This is a genomic window from Rahnella bruchi (assembly GCF_003614975.1).
Lineage (GTDB): Bacteria > Pseudomonadota > Gammaproteobacteria > Enterobacterales > Enterobacteriaceae > Rahnella > Rahnella bruchi.
Window position 1 is genome coordinate 180,536 of record NZ_QZWI01000008.1, and the last position, 25,663, is coordinate 206,198.

Sequence of the window (25,663 nt, forward strand, 5' to 3'; positions counted from 1 at the left end):
TTTCCTGAAAGAGAAGAGAATGGCTAAGGATCGCGCACTCACACTGGAAGCCTTACGGGTCATGGATGCTATTGACCGCCGGGGCAGTTTTGCCGCTGCTGCCGACGAGCTGGGCCGCGTCCCGTCTGCACTGAGCTACACCATGCAGAAGCTGGAGGAAGAGCTGGACGTTGTGTTATTTGACCGTTCAGGTCATCGGACAAAATTCACCAATGTTGGCCGTATGTTGCTCGAACGCGGGCGGGTTTTACTGGAAGCGGCCGATAAGCTGACCGTCGATGCTGAAGCCTTAGCACGCGGCTGGGAAACCCACATCACCATCGTTTGTGAAGCCTTATCACCAGCCGCACAGTTATTCCCGCTGATTGAAAAACTGGCGCTGAAAGCCAATACCCAGGTTTCGCTGATTACCGAAGTGCTGGCAGGGGCGTGGGAACGTCTGGAGCAGGGGCGTGCAGATATTGTGATCGCGCCCGATATGCATTTTCGTTCCTCTACCGAAATTAACAGCCGTAAGCTGTATAAACTTGTCAGTGTTTATGTGGCCGCACCGGATCACCCGATCCATCAGGAAGCCGAACCGTTATCTGATGTGAGCCGGGTGAAATACCGCGGGATTGCGGTGGCCGATACCGCCCGTGAACGACCGGTGCTCACCGTTCAGCTGCTGGATAAACAACAGCGTCTGACCGTGAGTACGATTGAAGAAAAACGCAAGGCGTTGCTGGCAGGATTAGGCGTGGCGACGATGCCTTATCCGATGGTTGAGAAAGACATCGAGGAAGGGCGTCTGCGGGTGGTCAGCGCGGAATATAACCGTGAGACGGATATCATCATGGCCTGGCGCCGCGACAGCATGGGCGAGGCAAAAGCCTGGTTCCTGCGTGAAATTCCAAAATTACTGGCGACGCGGGAAGCGAAGTCATAAGTTCTTCCCCTTGTGAAAGGGGAAGGAACAAAAAGATCAGAAGCGTTTGTCGCGGCCGTGATCAGACTCTAAATCCTGTGCCGGTCCGGTCGAAATAATCCCGTAAGGATTGATGGTCGCGTGGCTGCGGTAATAGTGATTACGGATATGTGCAAAATCCACCGTGTCACGAATGCCCGGCATCTGGTAGATATCGCGCAGGAAACCGTACAGATTCGGATAATCGCTGATGCGGTGACGATCGCACTTGAAGTGCGTGACGTACACTGGATCAAACCGCACCAGTGTGGTCCACAGTCGAAGATCGGCTTCGGTCAGCTGGTTGCCGGTCAGATAACGGTGCTGACTCAGCAATTCCTCGGCCCGGTCAAGTGCCGAGAAAACACCATCAACTGCTTCATCATAAGCGTCCTGAGACGTGGCAAAACCCGCTTTATAAACGCCATTATTGATTTGCGGATACACCCACTCATTAACCTCATCAATCGCCGGACGTAATGACGGCGGATAATAATCCCCGGCTTTGGCACCCACGGCATCAAACGCGGTGTTAAACATACGGATGATATCGGCGGATTCATTGCTGACGATGGTCTGCTGTTTTTTATCCCACAGAATAGGCACAGTGACGCGACCGGTATAATCGTTCTGCGCCCGCAGATAGATTTCATACGCATAATTCAGATGATACAAATCATCGCCGGTCGCCGCCGGAAAATCAGTGCCGAAAGTCCAGCCATGCTCCAGCATCAGCGGATGAACGACCGAGACAGGAATAATATCGTCCAGTCCTTTCAGTGTCCGCATCAATAATGTGCGGTGTGCCCACGGACATGCCAGGGAAACATACAGATGGTAGCGGTCGCGCTCTGCGGCAAAACCACCCACACCATGCTCGCCCGGCGCGCCATCTGGCGTTATCCAGTTACGAAACTGCGCTGCTGAACGTTTGAAATGACCACCGGTCGACTTGGTGTCGTACCAGGTGTCCTGCCAAACGCCATTCACTAGTTGTCCCATATTTCCTCCAATAAATGTGAAAAAGGGCGAGGTGATAAATCACATCGCCCTGCAGGTTACTTTTTTGTCTTATTTAATTATAGCTTGGTTGCTGCTCCCTGGTGCCGGGGCAATTACCAGTTTTTCTTGATCAGGCGGTCGATGCTGAATGCGCCCGGACCGGATGCGAACAGTACGAAGAAACCACCGGCGATGGACAGGTTTTTCATGAACATCATCTGGTTCACGCCCTGTGCGAAATCAGTGTGGAAGATCAGCGCAGTCAGAATGGTAAAGATTGCAGTGATCAGCGCCGTAGTACGGGTGAAGAAACCAAACAGAATCGCCAGACCGCCGCCAAATTCTAACAGGATGGTCAATGGCAGGAAGAAGCTTGGCACGCCCATTGAGGTCATGTAACCGGCAGTCGCGGTGTAACCGTTAATTTTGCCCCAGCCTGCAACGATAAACAGGATTGGCATCAGAATACGTGCAACCAGCAAAGCGGTGTCTTGTAACTTGTTCATTTTCTACTCCAGATTGATATGCCCAAAGGGGGCTAAAAGTGTTATCGGCCCGGTCAGAAAATGTTTCATGCCGTTACCGCATCAGTTGATGACGAGATAATAAGTCGGATGGTTGCGCTTTGTTAGCAAGTAAAACTGTTGGAATGCTTCAAATTAATTGAACAGCTGAGGGATTGTTATTCAAAAAGAAAAGGGCTGATTGTTTTCCAATCAGCCCTTTTAACAGGAGGAGGTTGAGGCTATTTGTTGCCGATGGTCTTACGGAACAACCTGACGGTGCCCCAGATACCAAAAGCGCGCCGTGACCAGCGGACGATCGCACTGGGATGGCGGATACCGTAAACTGCCAGCAGGCTTGAGCCCACGACCAGATATTTACGCATATCCACCAGTTTTACCCAGTAATGATCGACTTTTGCGGTGGCCTCCAGCCAGTCAGAACCGGCCTGAGAAAGCTCGCCACGCTGACGCTCAATTTTGCGCAGCAGCCTGACTTTTTCGATAGCGCGGTCCGGAATACTCATTGCTCGTCATCCTTTTCCAGCAGGGCGCGGTCGACGTCCAGTTGCTTGCGGGTGAGGCTGAGCAGGGTGGAACGTTTGGCTTTCGCCAGCGTCATCGCACCGAGGATCACTGCCAGAAGCAACAATACGCCCGTTGTCGTCGCTATTGCCGTAAGACGATAGGCGGGATCGATGGCCCAGAAGAGAACCACCAGCAAACTCATAAGACCAAAAGCGGTAAATATCAGGGTAATACCGGCCATGAGCAGCAATTGGAAAATATTGGCCTTTTCCTCTTCCAGCTCAACAACAGCCAGTCTGACACGTGTTTCAACAATACTCACCACGACAGTGGCGATACGGGAAACAATGTCAAACAGCCCTTTACCCGGTCCTTGTGGTGCAGGTTTGATTGGCTCTGCCATAATTAGCGGCGGGCTAACAGAACGCCAATGACAACGCCGACTGCGGCACCAATACCGACGCCAGTCCAGGGTTTTTCATGTACGTAATCGTCAGCTTTGCCGGCAATTTCTTTGGTCTGGTAGGCAATCTTATCGCCCGTATCGCCCAGACGTTCGCGGGTATCTTTGAGCAGAGATTCTGCTTTGCCACGCAGTTTATCGAGTTCAGCTTTCGGCTTATCGGTAGAGGTCTGGAGAACTTCTTCCAGGGTGTCCGCCAATGACTTGAGTTCAGCGCGCAGTTGTTCTGATGTATTACTAGCCATGTGTAAGTCACTCCATACGTTAACTGATTCGAACTTTTAACATAGCGGATATTCGGGTGATCGCAAATGCGAATAATCTGTTTAGACCCGCAGAAACCCTGAAAAATCCGCTATATCGCGGTAAATCGATCTCCGGAAATCGACCCTGACAGAGACAATTATTTGCCTTCAGCTTCTTTCAGTTCAGACTTCGCTTCATCCAATTTCTGCTGCTTTTTGATGACTTTGTCATGGTCGCCTTTCGCCTGAGCTTCTTTCAGTTCCTGCTCACGTTCCGCAACTTTTTCACGTTTTTCTTCAATATTTTTCTGCTTTTCGGCTTTTAAACCCGCATCGGTACAATGTGCTTTGTTCTCACGCAGCGCCTTTTCCAGACCGTCAACGCGGTTCTGATTATTGTGCGCACGGGCTTCTTCGATTTGCTTTTGGATTTCGTGTTGCTTGGTCATGCAGCTTTCCGGCTGGGACGCAGCAAACGCGGTAGTAGCGAAGAATAATGTCGGGACAAGCGTGAGGGCAGATAAAGTGAGTTTCATCGTCGGTTTTCCTTTTGACAGTTAAGTGAGTTTGGCACTTAATTCCATTTGTTGATGCGTTTTGTGAATAAATAACTTAGGAATCATGTCATCGGTGAATGTATGGATAACTGAGACGAATCTTAAGTATCAGGTTATCCAAACTTCAGACGGTCGCGGTCCAGTTTATGGATCCACGCTTTCGCGGTTGGCGGTTCGTAGAACTGAATCATAAATCCTGGCGGCAGAATGTCCTGCAAGGCTTCTTCTGCCAGTTTGCGCTGAGATGCAGAATCAAGCTGAACCACCAGCCCGTCATTGAGCGGCGTGATACTTTTGATGTGGATTCCCCGCTGGCTGAGGCTCTGATATACATAAAAACCGTCAGGCAACGACGTCCCGGTTCTGGCAGGACGGATTTGCAGCGCGCTGGCAGGTACCGGCAGGCGCGATAATGCCAGGCCGAACATGGCTACGATCGCCACTAACATGAGCATTCCCGGCCAGAAAAATGACCGGCTTTTCAGCCTCTGGCTCATGATGCGCTCTTACCTTTGTTCTGGCGATCAGCATGTTTTTTCCGCCACAACACCCAGATTGACCCCACCAGACCGCCGATTAATAACAGCACCGGCAACAGCATCAGGCAATTCATGACCTGATCCTCATACTTGAGGAACAGCGGAGTTTTCCCGAGGAAATACCCCAGCGAAGTCAGGATCAGGATCCACAACAGTCCGCTGACCCAGTTGAAAAACTGAAATCGACTGTTGCTCAGGCCTGACAGACCGGCAATCGTTGGCAGGAGTGTGCGGACAAATGCCAGAAAACGGCCAACTAACAGCGCCGAAAGGCCGTGTTTATGGAAAAGCGCATGTGCGCGTTCGTGATAATGCACGGGAAGATGTGCCAGCCAGCTTTGAACTATTCGTGTATTTCCCAGCCATTTTCCCTGTGCGTAACTGAGCCAGCAACCGAGACTGGCGGCACTCGTAAGCAGGAAAAGCGTTAACGGGAAGTTCATGGCGTCTTTGGCAATCAATACTCCGACCAGGATCAGGAGGCTGTCACCGGGCAAAAAAGCCGCAGGAAGCAGGCCGTTTTCCAGAAAAATGATCATGAATAAAATCAGGTACAGCGCCCAGACCAGCGAAGGGTCCGCGAGAGTTTTATAATCTTGTTGCCAGAGGGCATCGATGAGTGAGCTGATAATTTCCATCTGTCGTGTGAAACTCCATCATTTTCAGTGAGTCAGCGAAGGCATCAGCGGAGAAATTGTCTCGACGCTGCCTGCCGGGCTGATAGGTTAGCCAAGTCCCTGGCCGGTTCTTTATTTCTGTAACCGTTGTTTCCGATGCTGTTATTTCTGATCCCATTGTATTTACGCGCCATTTTGCTTTCTGAAACGCGGCACAAACGGGTAAAAAAAGTGGTCTAACTGTAACAAAATACCAATAACTCAGACAGGTAAATATAGCGCGTTGAGACCGATCATTTAAGTCTGAAGCGCGTTTGGGAAAGGGTTTTACATTGGCTGACACTACTCGACAGTGCCTGACAGGTTCAGCGGGAGAGAGGGCAGAGAGAGTAAAACGGCAGGTTGGGGGAATTAACCTGCCTTAAAGGGAATTATTTGGTGTTGAGTAAAGGGGGATCGAGATGAACGACCGGGTTTTCTGAGTACAGATAACGGTCTACATTGAACTCGAAATCATCACTGGTCGCGCGGAAAAGCATTTGTTTGGTGTTTTCCAGATGCTGCCACATCGCCAGTTTCGCGGCATGCGGATCACGGCGGATCAGCGCTTTGAGGATCAGGTCATGATCCTCACACCAGCTTTCAATCGATTTCTCATCGATATGCTCATGCAGTTTTCGCCAGTATGGGTTGTGTAACCGCTGGCTCCACATCTTCTCAACAATGGTCGCCAGTGCGCTGTTTTGCGTCGCCTGTGCAACCTGCACGTGGAATTTCAAATCCCACTCAGAATCACGAAAACGATCTTCCTGCCGGGCATGTTCCTGAATTTCCATCAGACGCATGATGTCTTGTTTTGTCACCTGGGTCGCAGCGAATTCAGCGATGTTACTTTCAATCAGTTGACGGGCCTGCAAAAGCTCAAACGGACCGGAGGTTCCAAACTCACTTCCACAATCCGGCACGACAAGATGGCGCTGCTGGTTGGACATGACATGAATGCCCGACCCTTTACGCACTTCCACGTAACCTTCCACTTCAAGCATGATAATCGCTTCACGCACCACGGTGCGGCTGACATCCATTTCATCGGAAATCAGACGTTCGGCCGGTAACTTCTCGCCAACCGGATACAAACCCGTTTCGATCCGTTCCTTGAGCGTGGCAGCCAGTTGTTGGTAGAGGCGTCTGGTGTCTGTGGATTCCATATGAGTGCTCTTTAAAGTAGTGAAACCTGTAAGAAGTAAATGTCGGACAGACCTGTGAACTTATTATACAAGTACCAGTATACGATTTACGAAAGGCTGTTGCACCGTGCATTGGACAGAAAGGTTTTGGAGAAATGTCAGAAAACAGCAAAGCCCGGTAAAAGAGTTACCGGGCTGTCGTGCTGGTGATCAGGCTTTTGCGGTTTTAAGTGCAGCCGGAGCCACTTCTGCGGCGGACCGGTTTTGCAGAACGGTCCAGATGATGATGGCGCCCAGCAGGTCGAAGACCGCAAGCGCTGCAAACAGCGGGCTGAAACCAATGGTATCGGCCAGTGCACCCACCACCAGGGCGAACATGGTACTTGCCATCCAGGCTGCCATACCGGTCAGACCGTTGGCTGTCGCCACTTCGTTACGACCGAACACGTCAGAAGACAAGGTGATCAGCGCACCGGACAGTGACTGGTGAGCAAAGCCACCCACACACAGTAGGGCGATAGCGGCGTAAGGGCTGGTGAACAGGCCGATCATGCCAGGGCCAATCATCAGAACCGCACCCATGGTCACGACCATTTTACGGGAAACGATCAGGTTAACTTTGAAGTACTTCTGGAATAACGGTGGCAGATAACCGCCGAGGATACAGCCGAGGTCAGCGAACAGCATCGGCATCCAGGCAAACATCGCGATTTCTTTCAGGTTAAAACCATACACTTTGAACATGAACAGCGGGATCCATGCGTTGAAGGTCCCCCAGGCAGGTTCAGCCAGGAAACGTGGCAGCGCGATGCCCCAGAACTGGCGGTTACGCAGGATCTGCCAGGCAGACATTTTCTTGCCGTTGTCGGTCTGGTGCTGTGCTTCCTGACCTTCCAGAATGTACTCACGTTCTTCAGGGCTGAGTTTTTTCTGATCTTTAGGATGCTTATAGAACACCAGCCAGCTCAGAGCCCATACCATGCTTAACGCGCCGGTAATGATGAAGGCCAGCTGCCAGCTGTGCATCACGATGCACCAGACGACCAGGGGTGGCGCAATCATCCCGCCGATAGAGGAACCGACGTTGAAGTAACCGACGGCAATAGAACGCTCTTTAGCCGGGAACCATTCGCTGCTGGCTTTCAGGCCGGCAGGGATCATCGCGGCTTCAGCCATACCGACAGCGCCGCGGGCGATAGCCAGACCACCCCAGCTGCTGGCCAGTGCAGTCGCCATACAGAAGACGGCCCACATAATGGCAAACATCGCGTAACCGACTTTGGTGCCCATCACGTCAAGAACGTAACCGGCCACCGGCTGCATCAGGGTATAGCAGGCGGAATACGCGGCGATAATATAAGAATATTGCTGTGTGCTGATGTTCAACTGGCTCATCAGCGTTGGCGCTGCGGCGGCAATGGCGTTACGTGTCAGATAACCCAGGATCGTGCCGCATGTAACCAGCGCGATCATGTACCAGCGTAACCCTTTAATCTTAGCCATTTAACTCTCTCCCAGTAAATAATCCGGCGATGACAGCGACAGGCTGTCAGGGCGTATTTCGCACCACCTCAGTAAGCGTGGGGTTCTGGCTTTCCTTAACGTTTTCCGGGTATCACGCCGCCAGAAGATTTCACTGGGAGCTGCCCGATGCTTTACGCACTGCGTTATTGTTATTTGTGCGTAATGATCCGATGAACGTCCTGGACACCAGAATAAATGCTTCGCCATGGTCTGATTGAGCCTGGGAAGTGATTTGCCCGGGCAACAGCGAAAGGACGTGGCAGGTAATCTCTGACGCTCTTGTCCGGGCGAAGCAAAGATAACTTGTCATACAGATTTAAAATTTGAATGACATCACAAAACCACATTTATATTGTGTGGTTACTTAAGTTTTTTAACTTCACGGTTATTTACTTGATTTTACAATGAAAGTCGTAATTAGCTTGACGTGCTTCACACTTTTCATTGGCGGATTAACAAACATGAAAGAATTATAGAAACGTAATTGGTGTGACAACTTCACGAAGTGATTACATCTGATGTGAACAGTTAATGAACAGGATAATTTGTTCTGAATTGACTGATAAAGTGCCTTGCAGATAAGAAGTTTTATCACAGAGGCCTGTACAGCGGGCTGGCGGGACGGTGCAACGCACAGTGAGAAAACGGGAGAGGCGTAAAAAGGTGCCAAAATCGTTTTGTCACATTTGGTACGAATTAACTTGTCATACAGATTTAAAGTTTGAGTGACATCACAAAATCACACTGTGATTGTGAGGATAATAAGACCCAGAGTATTAAAGCTTCAACGTTATTATTTAACAGAGAGTTAGTGTTGATTTTCGGGCCTGGAACGTCGGTCTCTGCGGGTGCATACCCCTAAAAAGAGCTGGACGACAATCTAAATTGGTGTGATAACTTCGCACCATTGAGTGATAACTCTACAGAATTCATGATGAGGAACCTAAGATGGCGCAGTTTTTAACGGAAGACTTCCTTCTCGACACAGAATTCGCACGTCGCCTGTATCACGACTATGCGAAAGATGAGCCAATTTTTGACTACCACTGCCATTTGCCGCCTGAGCTGATTGCGCAGGACTACAAATTCAAAAACCTGTATGAAATTTGGCTGAAAGGGGATCACTACAAATGGCGCGCGATGCGTACCAACGGCGTGCCTGAGCGTATGTGTACCGGCGATGCCAGCGACCGCGAGAAGTTTGACGCCTGGGCTGCAACGGTTCCTCACACTATCGGTAATCCGCTGTACCACTGGACGCACCTCGAGCTGCGCCGTCCGTTCGGTATCACAGGCAAACTGCTTTCTCCTTCTACAGCAGGCGAAATCTGGGAACGCGGTAATGAATTGCTGGCGCAGGATAACTTCTCTGCCCGCGGCATCATGAAACAGATGAACGTGAAAATGGTCGGTACCACTGACGATCCGATCGATTCTCTGGAACACCATAAAGCGGTCGCACAAGATTCAGGCTTTGATATCAAAGTGCTGCCAAGCTGGCGCCCGGACAAAGCGTTCAATATTGAAGCCGCGACTTTCGTGGATTACATGAAAAAGCTGGAAGCCGCGTCGGATGTTTCCATCACCCGCTTCAGCGATCTGCGTGATGCCCTGAAAAAACGTATGGATCACTTTGCCGCGCACGGTTGCAAAGTGTCTGATCACGCGCTTGACGTCGTGGTTTACGGCGAAGCGGATGATGCGACGCTGGACGGCATTCTGTCCCGTCGTCTGAACGGTGAAACACCAACTACGCAGGAAATTGCTCAGTTCAAAACCGGCGTTCTGCTGTATCTGGCTTCTGAATATCAGCGTCGTGAATGGGTACAGCAATACCACATTGGCGCGCTGCGCAATAACAACACCCGCATGTTCCAGCTGATCGGCGCAGACGTAGGTTTCGACTCCATTAACGACCAGCCACTGGCAGAACCACTGTCAAAACTGCTGGGTGCACAGGGTCTGGCCGGTGGCCTGCCAAAAACCATTCTTTACTGCCTGAACCCGCGTGATAACGAAGTGATCGGCACTATGGTCGGTAATTTCCAGGGTGAAGGGATGCCGGGCAAAATGCAGTTCGGTTCCGGATGGTGGTTTAATGACCAGAAAGACGGCATGCAACGTCAGATGACACAGCTTGCCAATCTGGGCTTACTGAGCCGCTTCGTTGGCATGCTGACTGACAGCCGCAGCTTCCTGTCTTATACGCGTCATGAATATTTCCGTCGCATCCTGTGCCAGATGATTGGCCGCTGGGTAGAAGATGGCGAAGCGCCGGCAGATATCGAATTGCTGGGTAACATGGTGAAAAACATCTGCTTCGATAACGCGAAGCAATATTTCCAGATTGAACTGAATTAAAACGTCTGAAGGAGCGCAGGTTCCTGCGCTCCTGAAAATAAATACTGAAATAACAGATAATTATTCCAACAATGAACGACGGCCACAGGGCGTTATCCCGCCCTCAAAGACCGGAGTCTGAGCAAATTAAGGTGAATGTGAGATGCAAAGGTTAAATCGCCGTGACTTCCCTGGCCGTCAGCACCCGGACAAAATTATCCAGTTTGGTGAGGGTAACTTCCTGCGGGCGTTTGTTGACTGGCAAATCGACTTGCTGAATGAACATACCGATCTCGATGCGGGTATTGTGGTTATCCGCCCAATTGATACTGATTTTCCACCTTCACTGAGTACACAGGATGGTCTGTACACCACCATCATCAGCGGTCTGAACGAGCAGGGTGAAACGGTGCGTGATACCCGCATCATCCGTTCCGTTAACCGCGAAATTAATATCTATCATCAGTTTGATGACTATCTGGCGCTTGCCCGCGACCCGAATATTCGCTTCGTGTTCTCTAATACGACTGAAGCCGGTATCAGCTTCGTCGAGAGCGACCGTCTGGAAGATGCGCCCCCGGCCAGCTTCCCGGCCAAACTGACCCGTTTGCTGTTTGAGCGTTTTACCCATTTCGCCGGTGCTGCTGATAAAGGCTGGGTTCTGCTGCCATGCGAACTGATTGATTACAACGGCAAAGCATTGCGTGAGCTGGTGCTGCGTTACGCACAGCTTTGGGCGTTGCCTGCGGCATTCACGCAGTGGCTGGAAAACAGCAATACGTTCTGCTCAACGCTGGTGGACCGCATTGTGACCGGTTATCCGCGCAGCGAAGTCGACAGTCTGCAGGAAGAACTTGGCTATCAGGACAGCTTCTTTGACAGCGCCGAACACTTCTATCTGTTTGTCATTCAGGGGCCGAAAAGTCTGGCTCAGGAATTGCGTCTGGACAAACTGCCGCTGAATATCCGTCTGGTTGATGACATCAAGCCGTATAAAGAACGCAAAGTGGCGATCCTTAATGGCGCCCATACCGCGCTGGTGCCGGTGGCGTTCCTGGCAGGACTGAATACTGTGGGCGAATCGATGAATGACCCGCAAATCAGCCGCTTTGTCGAACTGGCTATCGCCGAGGAAATCTCGCCGGTGCTGGATTTACCGCAGGATGAACTGACGTCTTTCGCGCAGGCGGTGCTCAGCCGTTTCCGCAATCCGTTCATCCAGCATCAGCTGCTGTCGATTGCCCTGAACGGTATGACCAAATACCGCACGCGCATTTTGCCGCAGCTGCTGGCGAGCCAGGAAAAGAATCAGCTTCTGCCTCCGCGCCTGACCTTTGCGCTGGCGGCGTTACTGGCGTTTTACCGGGGTGAGCGTGACGGTGAGATGTATCCGCTACAGGACGATGCACACTGGCTGAGCCGTTTCTCCGAACTGTGGAGTGATGTGCGTAACGGCAGCCTGCCGTTAATCGGCCTGGTGGAAACCGTGCTGGCAGATGAAGAACACTGGGGACGCGACCTGAATACCGTGCCGGGTCTGACGGTGAAAGTGACCGAGCAATTGCAGGCGATTGAAGATCGCGGCATGCGTGATGCGTTGGCGGCTTACAGCTAAGAGAGCAACTATGCAAAGTATCATTCAAATTCATACCGCTGATAACGTCGCTGTGGCTTTGCGCGATATCGAGGCGGGCGAGCAGGTGGAAGCGGGCGGATATTCCGTGGTTCTGGCTCAGCCTGTGGCACGTGGTCACAAATTTGCCCTGAAACCGATCGCGTCCGGGGAAAATATTGTGAAATACGGCCTGCCGATTGGTCATGCGCTGGCCGCGATCGAGCCGGGTGTGCATATCCATTCACAAAACGGCAAAACCAATCTCAGCGATCTGGATGAATACCAGTATCAGCCAGATTTCGCCATCGTGCCGGAACAGATGGCGGATCGTGACGTGCAGATTTTCCGCCGTAATAACGGGCAGGTCGGGATCCGTAACGAACTGTGGCTGATCCCGACCGTTGGCTGCGTCAACGGTATCGCGCGCCAGATCCAGTCACGTTTCCTGAAGGAAACTAATGACGCAGAAGGTATCGACGGCGTTTACCTGTTCACGCACCCGTTTGGTTGTTCGCAACTGGGCGATGATCATGTCAACACCCGTACCATGCTGCAAAACATGGTACGTCACCCGAATGCGGGTGCCGTGCTGGTGATCGGCCTGGGTTGTGAAAACAATCAGGTGGATGTATTTCGTGAAACGCTGGGTGAAGTTGACGAAGAGCGCGTGCGTTTTATGACGCTGCAAAAATTCGATGACGAAGTGGAAGCCGGTCTGGAACGTCTGCGTGAACTGTATGCCGTGATGCGTGACGATAAACGTGTTCCGGGCAAACTCAGTGAGCTGAAATTCGGGCTGGAATGTGGCGGCTCTGATGGCCTGTCAGGCATTACCGCTAACCCGCTGCTGGGACGCTTCTCCGACTACGTGATCGCCAACGGCGGCACTTCCGTACTGACCGAAGTGCCTGAAATGTTTGGTGCGGAGCGTATTCTGATGAGCCGTTGCCGCGATGAAGGCACGTTTGAGAAAACGGTTCACATGGTGAACGATTTCAAACAGTACTTCATCGAGCATAATCAGCCGATTTACGAGAACCCGTCTCCGGGTAACAAAGCCGGTGGTATCACCACGCTGGAAGAGAAATCCCTGGGCTGCACGCAAAAAGCGGGTCAAAGCCCGGTAATGGATGTGCTGAAATACGGCGAACGCCTGACCACGCCTGGCCTGAACTTGCTGAGTGCGCCGGGTAACGACGCCGTTGCAACCAGTGCGCTGGCGGGTGCCGGTTGTCACATGGTGCTGTTCAGTACCGGACGCGGTACGCCTTACGGTGGTTTTGTCCCGACGGTGAAACTGGCGACGAACAGCGAACTGGCGGCGAAAAAACCGCACTGGATCGATTTCGATGCAGGGCAACTGATCCACGATGTGAGTATGGATCATCTGCTGGGTGAGTTTGTGGATCTGATCGTGGCGATTGCTGATGGCCGCAAAGCCAAAAACGAAATCAACGATTTCCGCGAATTAGCGATCTTCAAAAGCGGCGTCACATTGTAACCGGTCAGGATTGTCGTTAGAATGAAACGGCGTTTCAGTCATGAGGCGCCGTTTTTTTATTTAAAAAAATCGACGTAATCCCCACGTGATTTACACGAAAATCCTCCACGGATGAGATCCCGGACAAATGACCTATTACTGGTTGGCCCAGTCAGTTGGTGTTGTGGCCTTTATGGTCGGCATCACGATGTTTTTCAACCGAAGCGACCGCCGCTTTAAACAACAACTTTCTGCCTACAGCGCCATTATCGGCGTGCATTTTCTGATGATGGGTGCAGCACCAGCGGGCATGAGCGCGTTGCTTAACTCACTGCGCACGCTGATTTCCCTGCGTACCCGTAACCAGTGGATTATGGTGATTTTCATCGTCCTGACACTGGTGTTAGGGCTCAGCCGCGCACATTACTGGGTGGAATTATTACCGGTTGGCGCAACGGTCGTCAGTACCTGGGCGCTGTTTCGCACCAGCGGGCTGACCACGCGCTGCATTATGTGGTGCTCAACCTGCTGCTGGGTGGCGCATAATATCTGGCTTGGTTCGATCGGTGGCTCGCTTATTGAAGGCAGTTTTCTGATAATGAACGGTTTTAACATCATCCGTTTTCGCCGCCTGCAACTGCGTGGCATCGATCCGTTTGAGGTCGAGAAAAAGATCGTTCAGAAGATGGATGAAAATAAAGCAGCGGAGTGAGGGGCCACTCCGCCTGAAGCGGATTTACTCGTCTAATTTCAACGGCGGCAGCTGGCCGAAAATGCTCAGCAAGCCTTCGCCCCAGCCTTTGCGGATCATGTCGAAATACGGGTGCGTTTCAGTGATCCGGTGCTGTTGCGCTGCACTGAAGCTGTCCGTCGGATAGGTCATCACGTCCAGCGGCAGACCGACGGAAAGATTGCTGCGCAGCGTAGAATCCATTGAAATTAGCGCGCATTGCATCGCCTGATCCAGCGCCGTGTCGTAGTTCAGCACGCGGTCAATAATCGGCTTGCCGTACTTACTTTCGCCAATCTGGAAATACGGTGTGTCATGCGTAGCTTCGATGAAATTCCCCTGCGGATAAATGTGGAACAGCCGCAGGCCTTCCCCTTTTATCTGACCGCCAAGCAGCAGATTACAGCTGAAATCGGTGTTTCCACCCTGATTCGCGCCGCTGTCACGGGCAATCACTTCCCGTACTGTTTCACCCAGCAGGCTGGCCGCGTCATACAGCGACTTCACGTTCAGCAGGTTTTCCCGCTCATCGTCTACGCAACGGCGGTGCAGCAGGCTGATAATGCTTTGTGTGGTCGCCAGATTCCCGGCACTCTGGATCACCAGCACGCGTTCATCGCTTTGATGAAAGACATGCAGTTTACGGAAGGTGGAAATATGGTCCACTCCGGCATTGGTGCGGGAATCTGATACAAACACCAGGCCAGAGGACAAGCGCATGGCCACACAGTAAGTCATAAAAAATCTTCCTCAGGCGTCAGGATTATTGGGGTACGTCGAGCATGGCAACCGCCGCGACAGTGCGCATGTCTTCGCTGCCTCCACCCAACCGGATACCGCGAACCGGGCATGCATCAAGATAATCTATGCCGATAGCCAGTTTCAAATGCTGATTCGGTTTGCAGGTGTTGTTGGTGACATCAAAGCTCTGCCAGCGGTCATCCAACCAGGCTTCAGCCCAGGCGTGCATTGCCACATGCGTTGAATCTTCCGAATAAAGATAGCCGCTGACGTAGCGCGCCGGAATGCCCAGACTGCGGCAACAGGCGAGGAAAACGTGGGTATGATCCTGACATACGCCGGTTTGCGCCGAAAAAGCCTGCGACGCGCTATCTTTAACCGTTGTGCTGCCGGGGCTGTAAGGCATTTTCAGCAGCAGTTCGCCCATCAGATTACACAGACTCTCGTGCTGCGCCTGCGGGCGGTAATAACGGCTGGCGAAATCCCGGATCGCCCCGTCGGCTTGCGTCAGCGGGCTGGTACGCAAGAAGACCAGCGGCGAAAGATGTCCGGTATTGTCATCTTCCCTATTGTCTTCAATCTCGACTACACCATTGGCGACAATCGTTATCGCCTGATGGGGCTGATCGAGCGTCAGAACATGCAGCACATTGCCGTAAGCATCCAGCGTACGGGTGGCGTATTCCGGCAACGTCAAATCCCATGACAATATCTTCTGATGGCTGGAATCCTGCGGCGTAAGGCGCAGATATTGCGTGCTGTGTTTAACCTGTTGCGCATAGCTGTAATGCGTCTGATGCGTGACATTCAGTTTCATTATTGAGCCTCCAGATAGGTTTGATGAATGCTCTCAGCGATGGCATTGGTCTGATCAAGGAACTGCATTAACCAGGGGCTGAGGCCCATCTCAACGATCTCTTCCATTTCGGTGAAACGAAGCTGAGCGTGAAGGGTATGGACGCGGCGGCGGGGCAGATTGCCCGCAGTTCCGCCTATTTCCTCCAGCTGTTCGGCCATGATTTCGATACAGGAAAGCAACGAGCGCGGTAATTCGCGACGCAGAACCAGCAGTTCCGCGATGCGCTTCTGACTGAGCTGCTGCTTGTACAAGGTATGGAACGCTTCGCGGGCGCTGACGGCGCGCAGTAAAGTGTCCATCCGGTAGTACTCACGTACCGGATCTTCATCGGCATTCAGCAGCTGATTTTTGGCATCCAGTAGGCGCGCGGTGCTGTCTGCGCGTTCCAGCATGGTCCCGAGGCGGATAAAGTTCTGCGCATCGCTGCGTAGCAAGGTGCCAAACATCGCGCCACGGAAGAGATGTGAGCGCTCCTTAACCCAGTCGAAGAAAGAGTCCGCCCCGGCAGAACCGACGCCCTGACGGCGGATCAGTTTCATCTCAATCCAGGTGGCATTAATGCTTTCCCAGACTTCAGATGACAGGCTGCCGCGCACCGCGTGCGCATTGTTCCAGGCCATTTGCAGACAGCTGAAAATGCTGCTGTGGTTGAAACTGTCCAGCGCAAAAAAGTTGAGCAAATTGCTCATCGTTTCCTGCGGGTAGTGTTCGTTGAAAAGTGTCCGGGTGCCGGTCATGGTCAGCGGCACCAGCAAATCATTGTTTTCATCGCGTGCATTCACATCGCGAATCGACATCATCGACAGCTTGTTGGTCACGTCCAGGAGGCGGGCGATATTCTCAGCGCGTTCCAGATAACGCGCCATCCAGTACAGTTCGCTGGCTGTTCTGCTTAGCATGCGTCATCCTCCGTCGGATTTTCTTCCAGTACCCAGGTGTCTTTGGTACCGCCACCCTGCGATGAATTCACTACCAGTGAGCCTTCTGCCAGCGCCACGCGGGTTAATCCGCCCGGCACCAGGCGGATTTCCGCACCGGTCAGCGCGAAAGGCCGCAGGTCGATATGGCGTGGTGCCAGTCCGTTGCCGACAAACGTCGGGCAGGTGGAAAGCGCCAGTGTTTCCTGTGCGATGTAGTTTTCAGGGCGGGCACGCAGTAATTCGCGAAAGCGTTCAATTTCGGCTTTGCTGGCCGTCGGGCCAATCAGCATGCCGTAACCGCCCGCGCCATGAACCTCCTTCACCACCATTTTTTCCAGATTTGCCAGTACGAAAGACAGGTCACTTTCTTTGCGGCATTGCCAGGTTGGCACGTTATTGAGGATCGGATCTTCGGCCAGATAGTAGCGGATCATCTCCGGCACATACGGGTAGATCGATTTGTCATCCGCCACGCCGGTGCCGATCGCATTCGCCAGCACTACTCCACCGGCGCGATACACCGAAAGCAGGCCGGGAACGCCGAGCATAGAATCGGCGCGGAACGCCAGCGGATCGAGGAACGCATCGTCAATGCGCCGGTAAATCACATCAATTTTGCAGGGGCCGGCGGTAGTGCGCATAAACACCGCGCCGTCTTTGACGAACAAATCGACGCTTTCTACCAGTTCCACGCCCATTTGCTGTGCGAGGAAACTGTGCTCGAAATACGCGCTGTTAAAGCGACCAGGCGTCAGCACCACTACGGTCGGATCATTGACCGGTGTGCTTTCACGCAGCGTTTGCAGTAAGTGGGAAGGGTAGCGGGACACCGGCGCGATACGCTGCTCGGCAAACAGTTCGGGGTATAACCGCATCATCATTTTGCGGTTTTCCATCATGTAAGAAACACCGGAAGGCGTGCGCAGGTTATCTTCCAGCACGTAATATTCGCCATCGCCGCCACGCACCATGTCGGTTCCGGCAATGTGGGCGTAAGTATCGCGGTGCAGATCGATACCCTGCATGCAGGGCTGATACTGATCGTTGGCCAGCACCTGCTCGGCGGGGACGATCCCGGCTTTGAGGATCTTCTGGTCGTGATAAATATCATGCAGAAAAGCATTCAGAGCCTGAACCCGCTGGCGGATCCCCTGGTCGAGCATCTGCCATTCGCTGGCCGGAATAATACGCGGCACGCTGTCGAACGGGATCAGGCGTTCCGCACCGTCGTCTTCGCCGTAGACGTTAAAGGTAATTCCCACCCGATGGAACAACAGCGCGGCTTCTTCTTTTTTGCGCTGAACTGCCTGTTGATCGGCTTGCTGCAACCACTGCCAGTAGGCCTGATAATGGCTGCGGTGTTTCCCTTCAGCCATTAACATCTCATCAAAAAAGGGTGAATCGGAAAGGTCAATCTTGATCATCATCACCTCACAAACTGGACGGGCTGCAATTGAATCGTTCAATAACAATGAAGATCAGGCATAAAGTGTGCCAGCGTGCAAAACGGGCAGAAAATCAGGGGAAATGAGGCAGGTCTGCTTAATTATAGAGCGGAAATGGGTTTCTTTGCCTGAAAATGGGGCAAAAAAAACCAGCCCGCAGGCTGGTCTGGTGCATCGCTGACGCGTATTAGCGGCGAATGGCGATGGCTTCGATTTCGATTTTCACGTCTTTTGGCAGACGGGCAACTTCAACGCAAGAACGCGCCGGGAACGGAGCTTTATGTTCAGTGAAGAACGCTTCGTAAGTGGCGTTAACGGTGGCGAAGTCATTCAGATCTTTCACGAAAACGGTGGTTTTCACGATGTCTGAAACTTTCAGGCCAGCGGCTTCAACGATTGCTTGTACGTTTTCCAGTGACTGACGCGCCTGCGCAGCGATATCGTCGGCAACCGTGCCGGTTTTAGGATCCACAGGGATCTGGCCGGAAGTAATGATCATGCTGCCCAGATCCACGCCCTGAACGTAAGGACCGATAGCGGCAGGGGCGTTTTCAGTGCTGATTTCGCGGGACATAATGTCTCCTGATTATGAGTGATTGGGAACGAGATGTGCGCCAGTATAATCGCTCAGTCGTTATTCAGCACCACCTGATGCTCAAACTCTTTCTCGCAATATTTGCATTTCAGGTGCACGCCGTCTGCGCGCTGTTTTACTGCAAAGCTGGAATCCACCGGTTCAAAACGGCTGATGCAGTTGCCGTTCGGACAGCGCAGAACGCCGACAATGCGATCCGGCAGCGTCGGCATCAGCTTTTTCACTACGTCATAATTGTCGATGCGGTTCACTGTCGCACGCGGGGCATACACCGCCAGCTGATTGACCTGTTCATCTGTGAGGAAGGTGTTTTCAATTTTGATAATATCTTTGCGGCCCAGCTCGCCGGAAGGCAGATTCAGGCCAACGGTCACACGTTGTTCTGTCTGGGTAAGCTTGAACAGCGACAGCAGTTTAAACCCGACTTGCGCCGGAATATGGTCGATGACCGTGCCACACTTAATCGCTTCAACCTGAAGTTTATTGTCGTGAGTCATGTTCGTTTTCTCCTCAAGTTTACTGTGCAGTGTCTGCGTTCAGAACCAGCGCCAGCAAAGCCTGACGCGCAAAAATCCCGTTACCGGCCTGCTGGAAATACCAGGCGTAAGGCGTTTTATCGACGTCTGGCGTAATTTCATCGATACGTGGCAGCGGATGCAGCACTTTCAGGTGCGGCTGAGCGTTCGTCAGATCGGCGGCGCGCAGGACAAACTGCGCTTTCACGTTGGCGTATTCCGAAGGATCCAGACGCTCTTTCTGCACGCGGGTCATGTACAGAATATCGATTTCTGACACCACTTCATCAATGCTGCTGTGCAGACTGTACTCGATGCCTTTCTCCTCCAGTAACGCCAGAATATAGCCCGGCATTGCGAGCGCATCTGGCGCGATGAAGTAGAAGCGGTTGCCGTTAAATTTCGCCAGCGCCTGTGCCAGGGAATGTACCGTGCGGCCATATTTCAGGTCGCCAACCATGGCGATTTTAATGTTATCGAGACGCCCCTGCGTTTCCTGAATGGTGAATAAGTCCAGCAAGGTTTGCGTCGGATGCTGATTAGCACCGTCGCCGGCGTTCAGTACCGGAATACCACCGGAGAATTCTGTCGCCAGACGCGCCGCGCCTTCCTGCGGGTGGCGCATCACAATCGCATCTACGTAGGTGCTGATGACCGAAATGGTGTCGGCCAAGGTCTCACCTTTTTTACCGAGCGACGTATTGCTGCTGTCGGAGAAACCGACCACCGAGGCGCCCAGACGGTGCATCGACGTTTCAAACGATAAACGCGTACGGGTTGAAGCTTCGAAGAAACAACTGGCGATCACTTTGTGTTTCAGCAATTCCGGCTGCGGATTGGCTTTCAGGCTGGCAGCGGTGTCGAGCACCAGTTCCAGCTCCCCGCGGCTGAGATCGTTGATTGAAATGATGTCTTTCTGATACAGCGGATTGGCCATAGTCATTCTCCTGTTCTTAACGCGTAAAAAGTGGGGCACTCAAATTCCGGACAAAAAAAAGCCCCTCAATGAGGGGCTTTCAGTAAAACGGTAATACCACGGAAGAACAACGGCAGCGGGCTGCCTGATGGCACGGTGTTTGGTCGATCATCTGAGCACAAAACGTGGCAATTGTTCATGGGTTCTCCCGGCAAATTGTGGCGCATTATACGCGCGTCTCTGACGACATCAAGCGGAAAAATGACCGGCAGGCTAACGATTGGTATGACGTAAAACGAAGGTAAAAACTGTTAACTGGATCAAAGGGCGTGGCCTTTGGGTGCATTATCATGGGAAGACATTGAAACACTATTTCATTTTCACGTTAGCGAAGGGAAAACCATGATAACCGGCAATATCCATCAACTGCATTTAGTGCCTTATCTGCCCGCTGAACTGCGCGAGGCAATTGAATATGTTAAAAAACACATCACGCCAGACACGCCGTTGGGCAAGCATGATATCCGTGGCAATGACGTTTTTGTGCTGATTTCCAATGATTCTACTGCGCCACAGGCCGACCGCCGCGCCGAATTCCACGCCCGTAATTTGGACATCCAGATTATCCTTAATGGCACCGAAGGCATGACATTCAGCAACTTACCGGCGGGTTATGTCGATACCGACTGGCTGGAAGATAAAGACATCGCATTTCTGGCCGCCGGTGAGCAGGAAAAAACCATGATCATGCAGGCCGGTGATTTCGTGGTGTTTTATCCGGGCGAAGTGCATAAACCGCTGTGCGCCGTCGGCGAACCGGCGAATGTGCGTAAAGCCGTCGTGAAAATGAACGTCAGCGCATTGTCCGCTTAATGCTGATTGTGTAGCGCTTGGTGCGTTTGATGAGCTTCATCCGCCAGCGACGCAGTCTGCCGAGACGTTCCGGCGCTTTGAGTTTGTGTTTGATCCACACCACCTGCCACGGCTGGAGTCGCATCTGGCCGTTAAACACTTCCCCGCCAATCAGGTCTTTGCCTTCCACCGCCAGTTTCAGCACCTGCGAATGATCGCTGATATTGAATACGCAGCTGATCCTGTCTTCCGTTTTCGGATCATAACGTTCCATTGCGAACAGCGATTTGCCCAAATCAAAAACGCGCTGACCCGCCTGCGGCGAAAATGCCGGGTGTTCTCGACGGTGTTTGATCAGCGTCTGTAAACCGTAAAAAACGCGGCCACTCAGACTGTCTTTTTTCTCCAGCTCTGCCTCGACTTTCTCCAGCTCGAGTTTTTTACGATTAATACGGCGGTTAATCCCCGACTGATGCATTCCTTCGAGATCGTTCTCGCTGCCGAGCAGGCTGTGGATATAAATCGCCGGTACGCCGATAAATGACAGCAGCAGCGCCTGTGCGGCCAGAAACTTACGGGCTTTCAGTTCGTCATTATCCTCAGGATTGGTCAGTGCGCTCAGGTAATTGATGTTCAGCTCGTAAGGCGAATGTGTGCCGTCGCCGTTGTCTTTATAGGAAACCCGGCCTTCTTTGCGCAGGGTTTCCTGGGCCATGTATTTGCGTTCGTCATCGCTAAGGAACGTTTCCGTCGGGCGTAAACCAATGCCGTCGTGGCTGGCCAGAAAGTTGAAATAAGTCGTGTCGGGATAGCGCGCTTCCGCATTCAGGCTTTGCGCCCATTGCGTGAGCGTGGTGGTGTCCTGCCGCAAAAAGGCGTGCAGTGTGAGCGGCGGCAGCGGGAACTGATACACCATGTGCGCCTCGTCGCCTTCACCGAAATAACTGATATTTTCGTGATGTGGCACGTTAGTTTCGGTGATGATCCGCGTACCGGGGATCACTTCATCCAGAATCGTCCGCCACACTTTTATGATGTTATGCGCCTGCGGCATGTGAATGCAGCGCGTCCCGACTTCCTTCCAGATATAACCAATCGCATCGAGACGGATCGACTGCCCGCCGCTGGCGGCGTATTGCAACAGTACATCGATGCTTTCCAGCAGCACTTGCGGGTTTTTGAAATTAATATCGACCTGATCTTCACTGAACGTCGTCCACAGGTATAACTCGTTGCCGTCGGGTTTGATAAACGGTGTCAGCAGCGGCGAAGCGCGCGGACGCACAACACGGCTGTAATCCAGCTCCGGGTTCGAGGCAATAAAGTAATCTTTGTAATAAGGATCGTCGTGCAGATAGCCCTTCATCCATTCGCTGGAGCGGGAAATGTGGTTGATCACGCAGTCAAACATCAGGTTGAAATTGGCCGAAAGGTGATGAATATCTGACCATCCGCCCAGATGTTCGTCGATCCGCCGGTAGTCGATCACGCTGAAGCCGTCATCGGAACTGTACGGATACATCGGCAGAATATGGATGTCGCTGATGATTTCGCGCAGATAGGTATTGGCAAAGTGATTAAGCGTCGCCAGCGGCGGTTGTTCGCCGTGACGGATATTATCCCCATACGTAATCAGATAGATGTTGGTGCCATCCACCCAGTCGGTGGTGCGGTGTTTGCCGTAATTCCATTTGTCGGCGAGATGCAGGATTTTTTTCAGCAGGTCGGCGATGTGTTCCCTGGGGTAAATCCTGCTTAACAGGCTTTCGAGGCGCAGGACATACTCAAGATTAACTGAGCTCATATCGGTTCCTTCTTACTGCGTTTCTGTTTTTTCTATTGAACAGGTTAAAACCAAAGCGCTCTAAAAAGGGTAGTTGAAAATGAGGTCTTCTGAGGGGAACGGGCGGGATAAAGTGCAAAACGATGTAAAGATGGCGACGTGCAGGAAGTTCATCCTTGCCGCACGTCGGGCAGAAATCAGTCGTTGCCGAGTGTGGCGACCATTACCGCTTTGATGGTGTGCAGGCGGTTTTCAGCCTGATCGAACACCACGCTGTAGCTCGATTCAAAGACTTCATCCGTCACTTCCATGCCGCCTTGCAGCCCGTATTCTTCGGCCATTTGCTTGCCGAGTGTAGTCTGGTCGTCATGGAACGCCGGCAGGCAATGCAGAAATTTCACCTGCGGATTGCCGGTCAGGGCCAGCATTGCACTGTTCACCTGATAAGGACGCAGCAGGTTAATGCGCTCTTTCCAGACTTCTTTCGGCTCACCCATGGAAACCCATACATCGGTATAGAGGAAGTCGGCATCCTTCACGCCGGTCGCGATATCTTCCGTCAGGGTAATGTTACCGCCATTTTCTTTTGCCAGATGCTGGCAGGTGGCGACCAGTTCAGCTTCCGGCCAGCAGGCAGAAGGTGCTACCAGACGTAAATCCAGACCGCATAACGCAGCGGCTTCCAGCAGCGAATTGCCCATATTGTTGCGGGCATCGCCCAGATACGCCAGACGCATGCCTTTGAGAGGCTGGCCCGGCAAATGCTCCTGCATGGTGAGCAGATCCGCCAGCAACTGCGTCGGGTGGAATTCGTTAGTTAAGCCATTCCAGACCGGCACACCGGCATATTGCGCCAGAACTTCCACTTTATCCTGGCCGAAACCACGATATTGAATACCGTCGTACATCCGTCCGAGAACGCGGGCGGTATCTTTCATTGATTCCTTATGGCCAATCTGGCTGCCACTTGGGCCGAGATAGGTGACTTTAGCCCCCTGATCGTAAGCGGCAACTTCGAAAGAGCATCGGGTACGGGTCGAGTCTTTTTCGAAGATGAGCGCGATGTTTTTGCCTTGCAGGCTGGCTTTTTCAGTGCCGTTCTTCTTAGCGGCTTTTAATTCTGCGGAGAGTTTCAGCAGTGACGAAATCTCTGACGGGGTAAAATCCAGTAACCTGAGAAAATGACGTTTACTCAACAAACTCATGATGTCGCTCCATAGCGCGTAAGCATTTCGGATTGAATTAAAATTCAATTTAACTGGATGAATATGCAAATACAACCCCACATTAAAAACTTTGTCGTTTATAGTGGAGACGCGCCCTGCGGTGTGTGAAAATAGCGTACAAACGTCACATTGATTGAGGACAGAGATATGGCAAACCGTGAATTGCTGGAAGAACAACGTGAAGAGACTCGCTTAATCATCGAAGAACTGCTGGATGATGGCAGTGATCCTGACGCGCTTTACACCATCGAACACCATTTATCTTCAGAGAAATTTGAAGTTCTGGAGAAAGCAGCCGTCGAAGCTTTCAAACTGGGTTACGAAGTCACTGACCCGGAAGAACTGGAAGTTGAAGACGGTTCTGTTGTGATGTGCTGCGACGTCATCAGCGAAATCGCGCTGAATGCGGAACTGATCGACACTCAGGTTGAGCAACTGATGAACCTGGCCGAAGCCAACGGTGTCAATTACGACGGCTGGGGCACTTACTTCGAAGGCGATGACGACGAAGAAGGTGAGGAAGGCGAAGACGAAGATTTCGTTGATGAAGATGATGACGGGAAACGTCATTGATTCTTTCTGAATCCGAAACAAAACGGCTGCTGAATTGAGCAGCCTTTTTTTATGCAGAAATCAGCAGGGTAAGGAATGCTCCGGCTAAAAATGATTGTCATGAGGAGTGAGAGTTGTTTACCCAACCCGCAGTTTTCTTATTTTACGCGGACTCTGGTAATTTTTAATCATCAGTTTTAAGTAAGCTTTTCTTGCCCGTTCATTGATCGCTCATACTAACGCCGTTTCAATCAACTTTGTATTTAAAATTAAGCGTGTTAACAAGAGAGGTATTGTTATCAGAAAGAAAAAAATAATGTTGGAAATTTGAGTTTCTTCAAAGTATAAAAAAGTATACAGATATAATAATGAAAACCCCACTGCTATCACTACAATAAAGTTAAAGGTGTAGTAAATTATTTTTAGCCCAATGGTTATCCCTCGTGCTAGTAGAAAAACCGAGCTAATATATATAAACCCATACGTCATCGCAAATGCCATGTATAGACCAAAATAGAGCCCGGGTGATTCTTTTGTATTTATTCCTTGTAGTGCAGTAAAGAGAATGAATAACCATGAAATCATCATTAAAAACAAGGCGGCTGAAAGTGCCATAAAGTTTTTTTGGAAAAACAGAACTGATACATATTCTTTCAGATTAGTATTCACCCGAAATTCAATTGATGTCATATCATTCTCTTTGATATATAACTCAATTTCATTGCCGTACTGTAATAGATTATAAAAAGATGAACCTATAATGTATTTCATTCGAAAACCTCAATGGGTTGTAACATGCTAATAACGTATTCTCCACAGTTTAAAATGCTTTCTGGGGATTATAGGAGACAACTCATAAACCATTATCTGATCCAATGCGCGATCTGCGCTTTGTTCCCAATTGAATCTGTAAGTACCCCGTCAAAACGGCCCATTCACTTTTAGAGATCTTCCGACATACTGATTATGTCCCCTGAGGAGAT

General features: G+C 51.6%; 27 protein-coding genes. 7 read left to right on the forward strand and 20 right to left on the reverse strand.

The annotated features are described in order from the left end of the window. Positions 1-19 precede the first annotated feature (19 nt). The gene (locus D5398_RS15230) at positions 20-928 is read left to right on the forward strand and encodes a LysR family transcriptional regulator (protein ID WP_120508386.1); all 909 of its coding nucleotides are present in this window, start codon (positions 20-22) and stop codon (positions 926-928) included. Positions 929-964: 36 nt separating this feature from the next. Here D5398_RS15230 and D5398_RS15235 read toward each other — a convergent pair whose 3' ends face one another. From D5398_RS15235 to D5398_RS15280, 10 genes are all read right to left on the reverse strand, one after another. Continuing rightward, the gene (locus D5398_RS15235) at positions 965-1,948 is read right to left on the reverse strand and encodes a glutathione S-transferase family protein (protein WP_120508387.1); all 984 of its coding nucleotides are present in this window, start codon (positions 1,946-1,948) and stop codon (positions 965-967) included. A 113-nt stretch (positions 1,949-2,061) separates the two neighbouring features. Then, the gene (locus D5398_RS15240) at positions 2,062-2,454 is read right to left on the reverse strand and encodes a DoxX family protein (protein ID WP_112288087.1); all 393 of its coding nucleotides are present in this window, start codon (positions 2,452-2,454) and stop codon (positions 2,062-2,064) included. Between the two features lie 239 nt (positions 2,455-2,693). Continuing rightward, a complete protein-coding gene (locus D5398_RS15245) occupies positions 2,694-2,978 on the reverse strand; it encodes a YqjK-like family protein (RefSeq protein ID WP_120508388.1) in 285 nt (94 codons plus the stop codon). Then, on the reverse strand, positions 2,975-3,382 hold the full coding sequence (locus D5398_RS15250) for a phage holin family protein (protein WP_120131625.1): 408 nt from the start codon (positions 3,380-3,382) through the stop codon (positions 2,975-2,977). Before D5398_RS15250 ends, D5398_RS15245 begins: the two co-directional genes overlap by 4 nt. Before the next feature lie 2 nt (positions 3,383-3,384). Beyond that, the gene (locus tag D5398_RS15255) at positions 3,385-3,687 is read right to left on the reverse strand and encodes an ElaB/YgaM/YqjD family protein (protein WP_120508389.1); all 303 of its coding nucleotides are present in this window, start codon (positions 3,685-3,687) and stop codon (positions 3,385-3,387) included. Between the two features lie 158 nt (positions 3,688-3,845). Next, entirely contained in the window at positions 3,846-4,223 is a 378-nt protein-coding gene (locus D5398_RS15260) for a DUF1090 domain-containing protein (RefSeq protein WP_120508390.1), read from the reverse strand. 134 nt (positions 4,224-4,357) lie between these two features. Further along, a complete protein-coding gene (mzrA, locus tag D5398_RS15265) occupies positions 4,358-4,741 on the reverse strand; it encodes an EnvZ/OmpR regulon moderator MzrA (RefSeq protein ID WP_120508391.1) in 384 nt (127 codons plus the stop codon). After that, positions 4,738-5,421, reverse strand: coding sequence for a DedA family protein (locus D5398_RS15270; RefSeq protein WP_120508392.1), 684 nt, complete (start codon positions 5,419-5,421; stop codon positions 4,738-4,740). The genes mzrA and D5398_RS15270 overlap by 4 nt, the downstream gene beginning before the upstream one ends. 410 nt (positions 5,422-5,831) lie before the next feature. Continuing rightward, a complete protein-coding gene (gene exuR / locus D5398_RS15275; protein ID WP_112288093.1) occupies positions 5,832-6,608 on the reverse strand; it encodes a transcriptional regulator ExuR in 777 nt (258 codons plus the stop codon). A gap of 189 nt (positions 6,609-6,797) precedes the next feature. Further along, entirely contained in the window at positions 6,798-8,090 is a 1,293-nt protein-coding gene (locus D5398_RS15280) for an MFS transporter (protein ID WP_120508393.1), read from the reverse strand. A gap of 969 nt (positions 8,091-9,059) precedes the next feature. Here D5398_RS15280 and uxaC point away from each other — a divergent pair. From uxaC to D5398_RS15300, 4 genes are all read left to right on the forward strand, one after another. Beyond that, positions 9,060-10,472, forward strand: coding sequence for a glucuronate isomerase (uxaC, locus tag D5398_RS15285; protein ID WP_120508394.1), 1,413 nt, complete (start codon positions 9,060-9,062; stop codon positions 10,470-10,472). Between the two features lie 142 nt (positions 10,473-10,614). Next, positions 10,615-12,066 carry a tagaturonate reductase gene (locus D5398_RS15290; RefSeq protein ID WP_120508395.1) on the forward strand — a complete coding sequence of 484 codons (1,452 nt, stop codon included), beginning with the start codon at positions 10,615-10,617 and terminating at the stop codon, positions 12,064-12,066. A 10-nt stretch (positions 12,067-12,076) separates the two neighbouring features. After that, a complete protein-coding gene (locus D5398_RS15295; RefSeq protein WP_120508396.1) occupies positions 12,077-13,567 on the forward strand; it encodes a UxaA family hydrolase in 1,491 nt (496 codons plus the stop codon). A 127-nt stretch (positions 13,568-13,694) separates the two neighbouring features. Continuing rightward, positions 13,695-14,258, forward strand: coding sequence for a YgjV family protein (locus D5398_RS15300; RefSeq protein ID WP_120508397.1), 564 nt, complete (start codon positions 13,695-13,697; stop codon positions 14,256-14,258). A 24-nt stretch (positions 14,259-14,282) separates the two neighbouring features. Here D5398_RS15300 and D5398_RS15305 read toward each other — a convergent pair whose 3' ends face one another. The 7 genes from D5398_RS15305 to pyrB all read right to left on the reverse strand — a co-directional run bounded on the left by D5398_RS15305 (position 14,283) and on the right by pyrB (position 20,288). Then, positions 14,283-15,014 carry a proteasome-type protease gene (locus D5398_RS15305; RefSeq protein ID WP_120508398.1) on the reverse strand — a complete coding sequence of 244 codons (732 nt, stop codon included), beginning with the start codon at positions 15,012-15,014 and terminating at the stop codon, positions 14,283-14,285. A 25-nt stretch (positions 15,015-15,039) separates the two neighbouring features. After that, entirely contained in the window at positions 15,040-15,834 is a 795-nt protein-coding gene (locus tag D5398_RS15310) for a transglutaminase family protein (RefSeq protein WP_120508399.1), read from the reverse strand. Then, positions 15,834-16,775 carry an alpha-E domain-containing protein gene (locus D5398_RS15315; RefSeq protein ID WP_120131638.1) on the reverse strand — a complete coding sequence of 314 codons (942 nt, stop codon included), beginning with the start codon at positions 16,773-16,775 and terminating at the stop codon, positions 15,834-15,836. The genes D5398_RS15310 and D5398_RS15315 overlap by 1 nt, the downstream gene beginning before the upstream one ends. Next, complete coding sequence (locus D5398_RS15320; RefSeq protein WP_120508400.1) at positions 16,769-18,220, reverse strand: circularly permuted type 2 ATP-grasp protein; 1,452 nt, start codon at positions 18,218-18,220, stop codon at positions 16,769-16,771. Before D5398_RS15320 ends, D5398_RS15315 begins: the two co-directional genes overlap by 7 nt. A gap of 208 nt (positions 18,221-18,428) precedes the next feature. Continuing rightward, positions 18,429-18,815, reverse strand: coding sequence for a 2-iminobutanoate/2-iminopropanoate deaminase (gene ridA, locus D5398_RS15325; RefSeq protein ID WP_120508401.1), 387 nt, complete (start codon positions 18,813-18,815; stop codon positions 18,429-18,431). A gap of 53 nt (positions 18,816-18,868) precedes the next feature. Beyond that, a complete protein-coding gene (pyrI, locus tag D5398_RS15330; protein WP_120508402.1) occupies positions 18,869-19,333 on the reverse strand; it encodes an aspartate carbamoyltransferase regulatory subunit in 465 nt (154 codons plus the stop codon). Positions 19,334-19,352: 19 nt separating this feature from the next. Then, a complete protein-coding gene (pyrB, locus tag D5398_RS15335; RefSeq protein ID WP_120508403.1) occupies positions 19,353-20,288 on the reverse strand; it encodes an aspartate carbamoyltransferase in 936 nt (311 codons plus the stop codon). Positions 20,289-20,669: 381 nt separating this feature from the next. On the opposite strand from pyrB, the gene D5398_RS15340 reads away from it, so the two are divergent. Next, positions 20,670-21,140 carry a NanQ anomerase/TabA/YiaL family protein gene (locus tag D5398_RS15340; protein ID WP_120508404.1) on the forward strand — a complete coding sequence of 157 codons (471 nt, stop codon included), beginning with the start codon at positions 20,670-20,672 and terminating at the stop codon, positions 21,138-21,140. On the opposite strand, the gene D5398_RS15345 is transcribed toward D5398_RS15340, so the two are convergent. Both D5398_RS15345 and argF read right to left on the reverse strand, forming a co-directional pair. After that, positions 21,121-22,923 (reverse strand): alpha-amylase family glycosyl hydrolase, encoded by a 1,803-nt coding sequence (locus D5398_RS15345; protein WP_120508405.1) that lies wholly within the window; start codon positions 22,921-22,923, stop codon positions 21,121-21,123. The two genes, D5398_RS15340 and D5398_RS15345, sit on opposite strands and share 20 nt — an antisense overlap. Before the next feature lie 176 nt (positions 22,924-23,099). Further along, positions 23,100-24,107, reverse strand: a complete 1,008-nt coding sequence (gene argF, locus D5398_RS15350) for an ornithine carbamoyltransferase (protein ID WP_120508406.1) — start codon at positions 24,105-24,107, stop codon at positions 23,100-23,102. 168 nt (positions 24,108-24,275) lie between these two features. On the opposite strand from argF, the gene rraB reads away from it, so the two are divergent. Further along, complete coding sequence (gene rraB / locus D5398_RS15355) at positions 24,276-24,701, forward strand: ribonuclease E inhibitor RraB (RefSeq protein ID WP_120508407.1); 426 nt, start codon at positions 24,276-24,278, stop codon at positions 24,699-24,701. 210 nt (positions 24,702-24,911) lie between these two features. On the opposite strand, the gene D5398_RS15360 is transcribed toward rraB, so the two are convergent. Beyond that, a complete protein-coding gene (locus D5398_RS15360; RefSeq protein WP_120508408.1) occupies positions 24,912-25,451 on the reverse strand; it encodes a hypothetical protein in 540 nt (179 codons plus the stop codon). Between the last annotated feature and the right edge of the window lie 212 nt (positions 25,452-25,663).

Bases quoted from the DNA above. Each gene is read 5' to 3' on its own strand.
- D5398_RS15230 (WP_120508386.1), top strand. From the start codon at position 20: ATGGCTAAGGATCGCGCACTCACACTGGAAGCCTTACGGGTCATGGAT.
- D5398_RS15235 (WP_120508387.1), bottom strand. From the start codon at position 1,948: ATGGGACAACTAGTGAATGGCGTTTGGCAGGACACCTGGTACGACACC.
- D5398_RS15240 (WP_112288087.1), bottom strand. From the start codon at position 2,454: ATGAACAAGTTACAAGACACCGCTTTGCTGGTTGCACGTATTCTGATG.
- D5398_RS15245 (WP_120508388.1), bottom strand. From the start codon at position 2,978: ATGAGTATTCCGGACCGCGCTATCGAAAAAGTCAGGCTGCTGCGCAAA.
- D5398_RS15250 (WP_120131625.1), bottom strand. From the start codon at position 3,382: ATGGCAGAGCCAATCAAACCTGCACCACAAGGACCGGGTAAAGGGCTG.
- D5398_RS15255 (WP_120508389.1), bottom strand. From the start codon at position 3,687: ATGGCTAGTAATACATCAGAACAACTGCGCGCTGAACTCAAGTCATTG.
- D5398_RS15260 (WP_120508390.1), bottom strand. From the start codon at position 4,223: ATGAAACTCACTTTATCTGCCCTCACGCTTGTCCCGACATTATTCTTC.
- mzrA (WP_120508391.1), bottom strand. From the start codon at position 4,741: ATGAGCCAGAGGCTGAAAAGCCGGTCATTTTTCTGGCCGGGAATGCTC.
- D5398_RS15270 (WP_120508392.1), bottom strand. From the start codon at position 5,421: ATGGAAATTATCAGCTCACTCATCGATGCCCTCTGGCAACAAGATTAT.
- exuR (WP_112288093.1), bottom strand. From the start codon at position 6,608: ATGGAATCCACAGACACCAGACGCCTCTACCAACAACTGGCTGCCACG.
- D5398_RS15280 (WP_120508393.1), bottom strand. From the start codon at position 8,090: ATGGCTAAGATTAAAGGGTTACGCTGGTACATGATCGCGCTGGTTACA.
- uxaC (WP_120508394.1), top strand. From the start codon at position 9,060: ATGGCGCAGTTTTTAACGGAAGACTTCCTTCTCGACACAGAATTCGCA.
- D5398_RS15290 (WP_120508395.1), top strand. From the start codon at position 10,615: ATGCAAAGGTTAAATCGCCGTGACTTCCCTGGCCGTCAGCACCCGGAC.
- D5398_RS15295 (WP_120508396.1), top strand. From the start codon at position 12,077: ATGCAAAGTATCATTCAAATTCATACCGCTGATAACGTCGCTGTGGCT.
- D5398_RS15300 (WP_120508397.1), top strand. From the start codon at position 13,695: ATGACCTATTACTGGTTGGCCCAGTCAGTTGGTGTTGTGGCCTTTATG.
- D5398_RS15305 (WP_120508398.1), bottom strand. From the start codon at position 15,014: ATGACTTACTGTGTGGCCATGCGCTTGTCCTCTGGCCTGGTGTTTGTA.
- D5398_RS15310 (WP_120508399.1), bottom strand. From the start codon at position 15,834: ATGAAACTGAATGTCACGCATCAGACGCATTACAGCTATGCGCAACAG.
- D5398_RS15315 (WP_120131638.1), bottom strand. From the start codon at position 16,775: ATGCTAAGCAGAACAGCCAGCGAACTGTACTGGATGGCGCGTTATCTG.
- D5398_RS15320 (WP_120508400.1), bottom strand. From the start codon at position 18,220: ATGATCAAGATTGACCTTTCCGATTCACCCTTTTTTGATGAGATGTTA.
- ridA (WP_120508401.1), bottom strand. From the start codon at position 18,815: ATGTCCCGCGAAATCAGCACTGAAAACGCCCCTGCCGCTATCGGTCCT.
- pyrI (WP_120508402.1), bottom strand. From the start codon at position 19,333: ATGACTCACGACAATAAACTTCAGGTTGAAGCGATTAAGTGTGGCACG.
- pyrB (WP_120508403.1), bottom strand. From the start codon at position 20,288: ATGGCCAATCCGCTGTATCAGAAAGACATCATTTCAATCAACGATCTC.
- D5398_RS15340 (WP_120508404.1), top strand. From the start codon at position 20,670: ATGATAACCGGCAATATCCATCAACTGCATTTAGTGCCTTATCTGCCC.
- D5398_RS15345 (WP_120508405.1), bottom strand. From the start codon at position 22,923: ATGAGCTCAGTTAATCTTGAGTATGTCCTGCGCCTCGAAAGCCTGTTA.
- argF (WP_120508406.1), bottom strand. From the start codon at position 24,107: ATGAGTTTGTTGAGTAAACGTCATTTTCTCAGGTTACTGGATTTTACC.
- rraB (WP_120508407.1), top strand. From the start codon at position 24,276: ATGGCAAACCGTGAATTGCTGGAAGAACAACGTGAAGAGACTCGCTTA.
- D5398_RS15360 (WP_120508408.1), bottom strand. From the start codon at position 25,451: ATGAAATACATTATAGGTTCATCTTTTTATAATCTATTACAGTACGGC.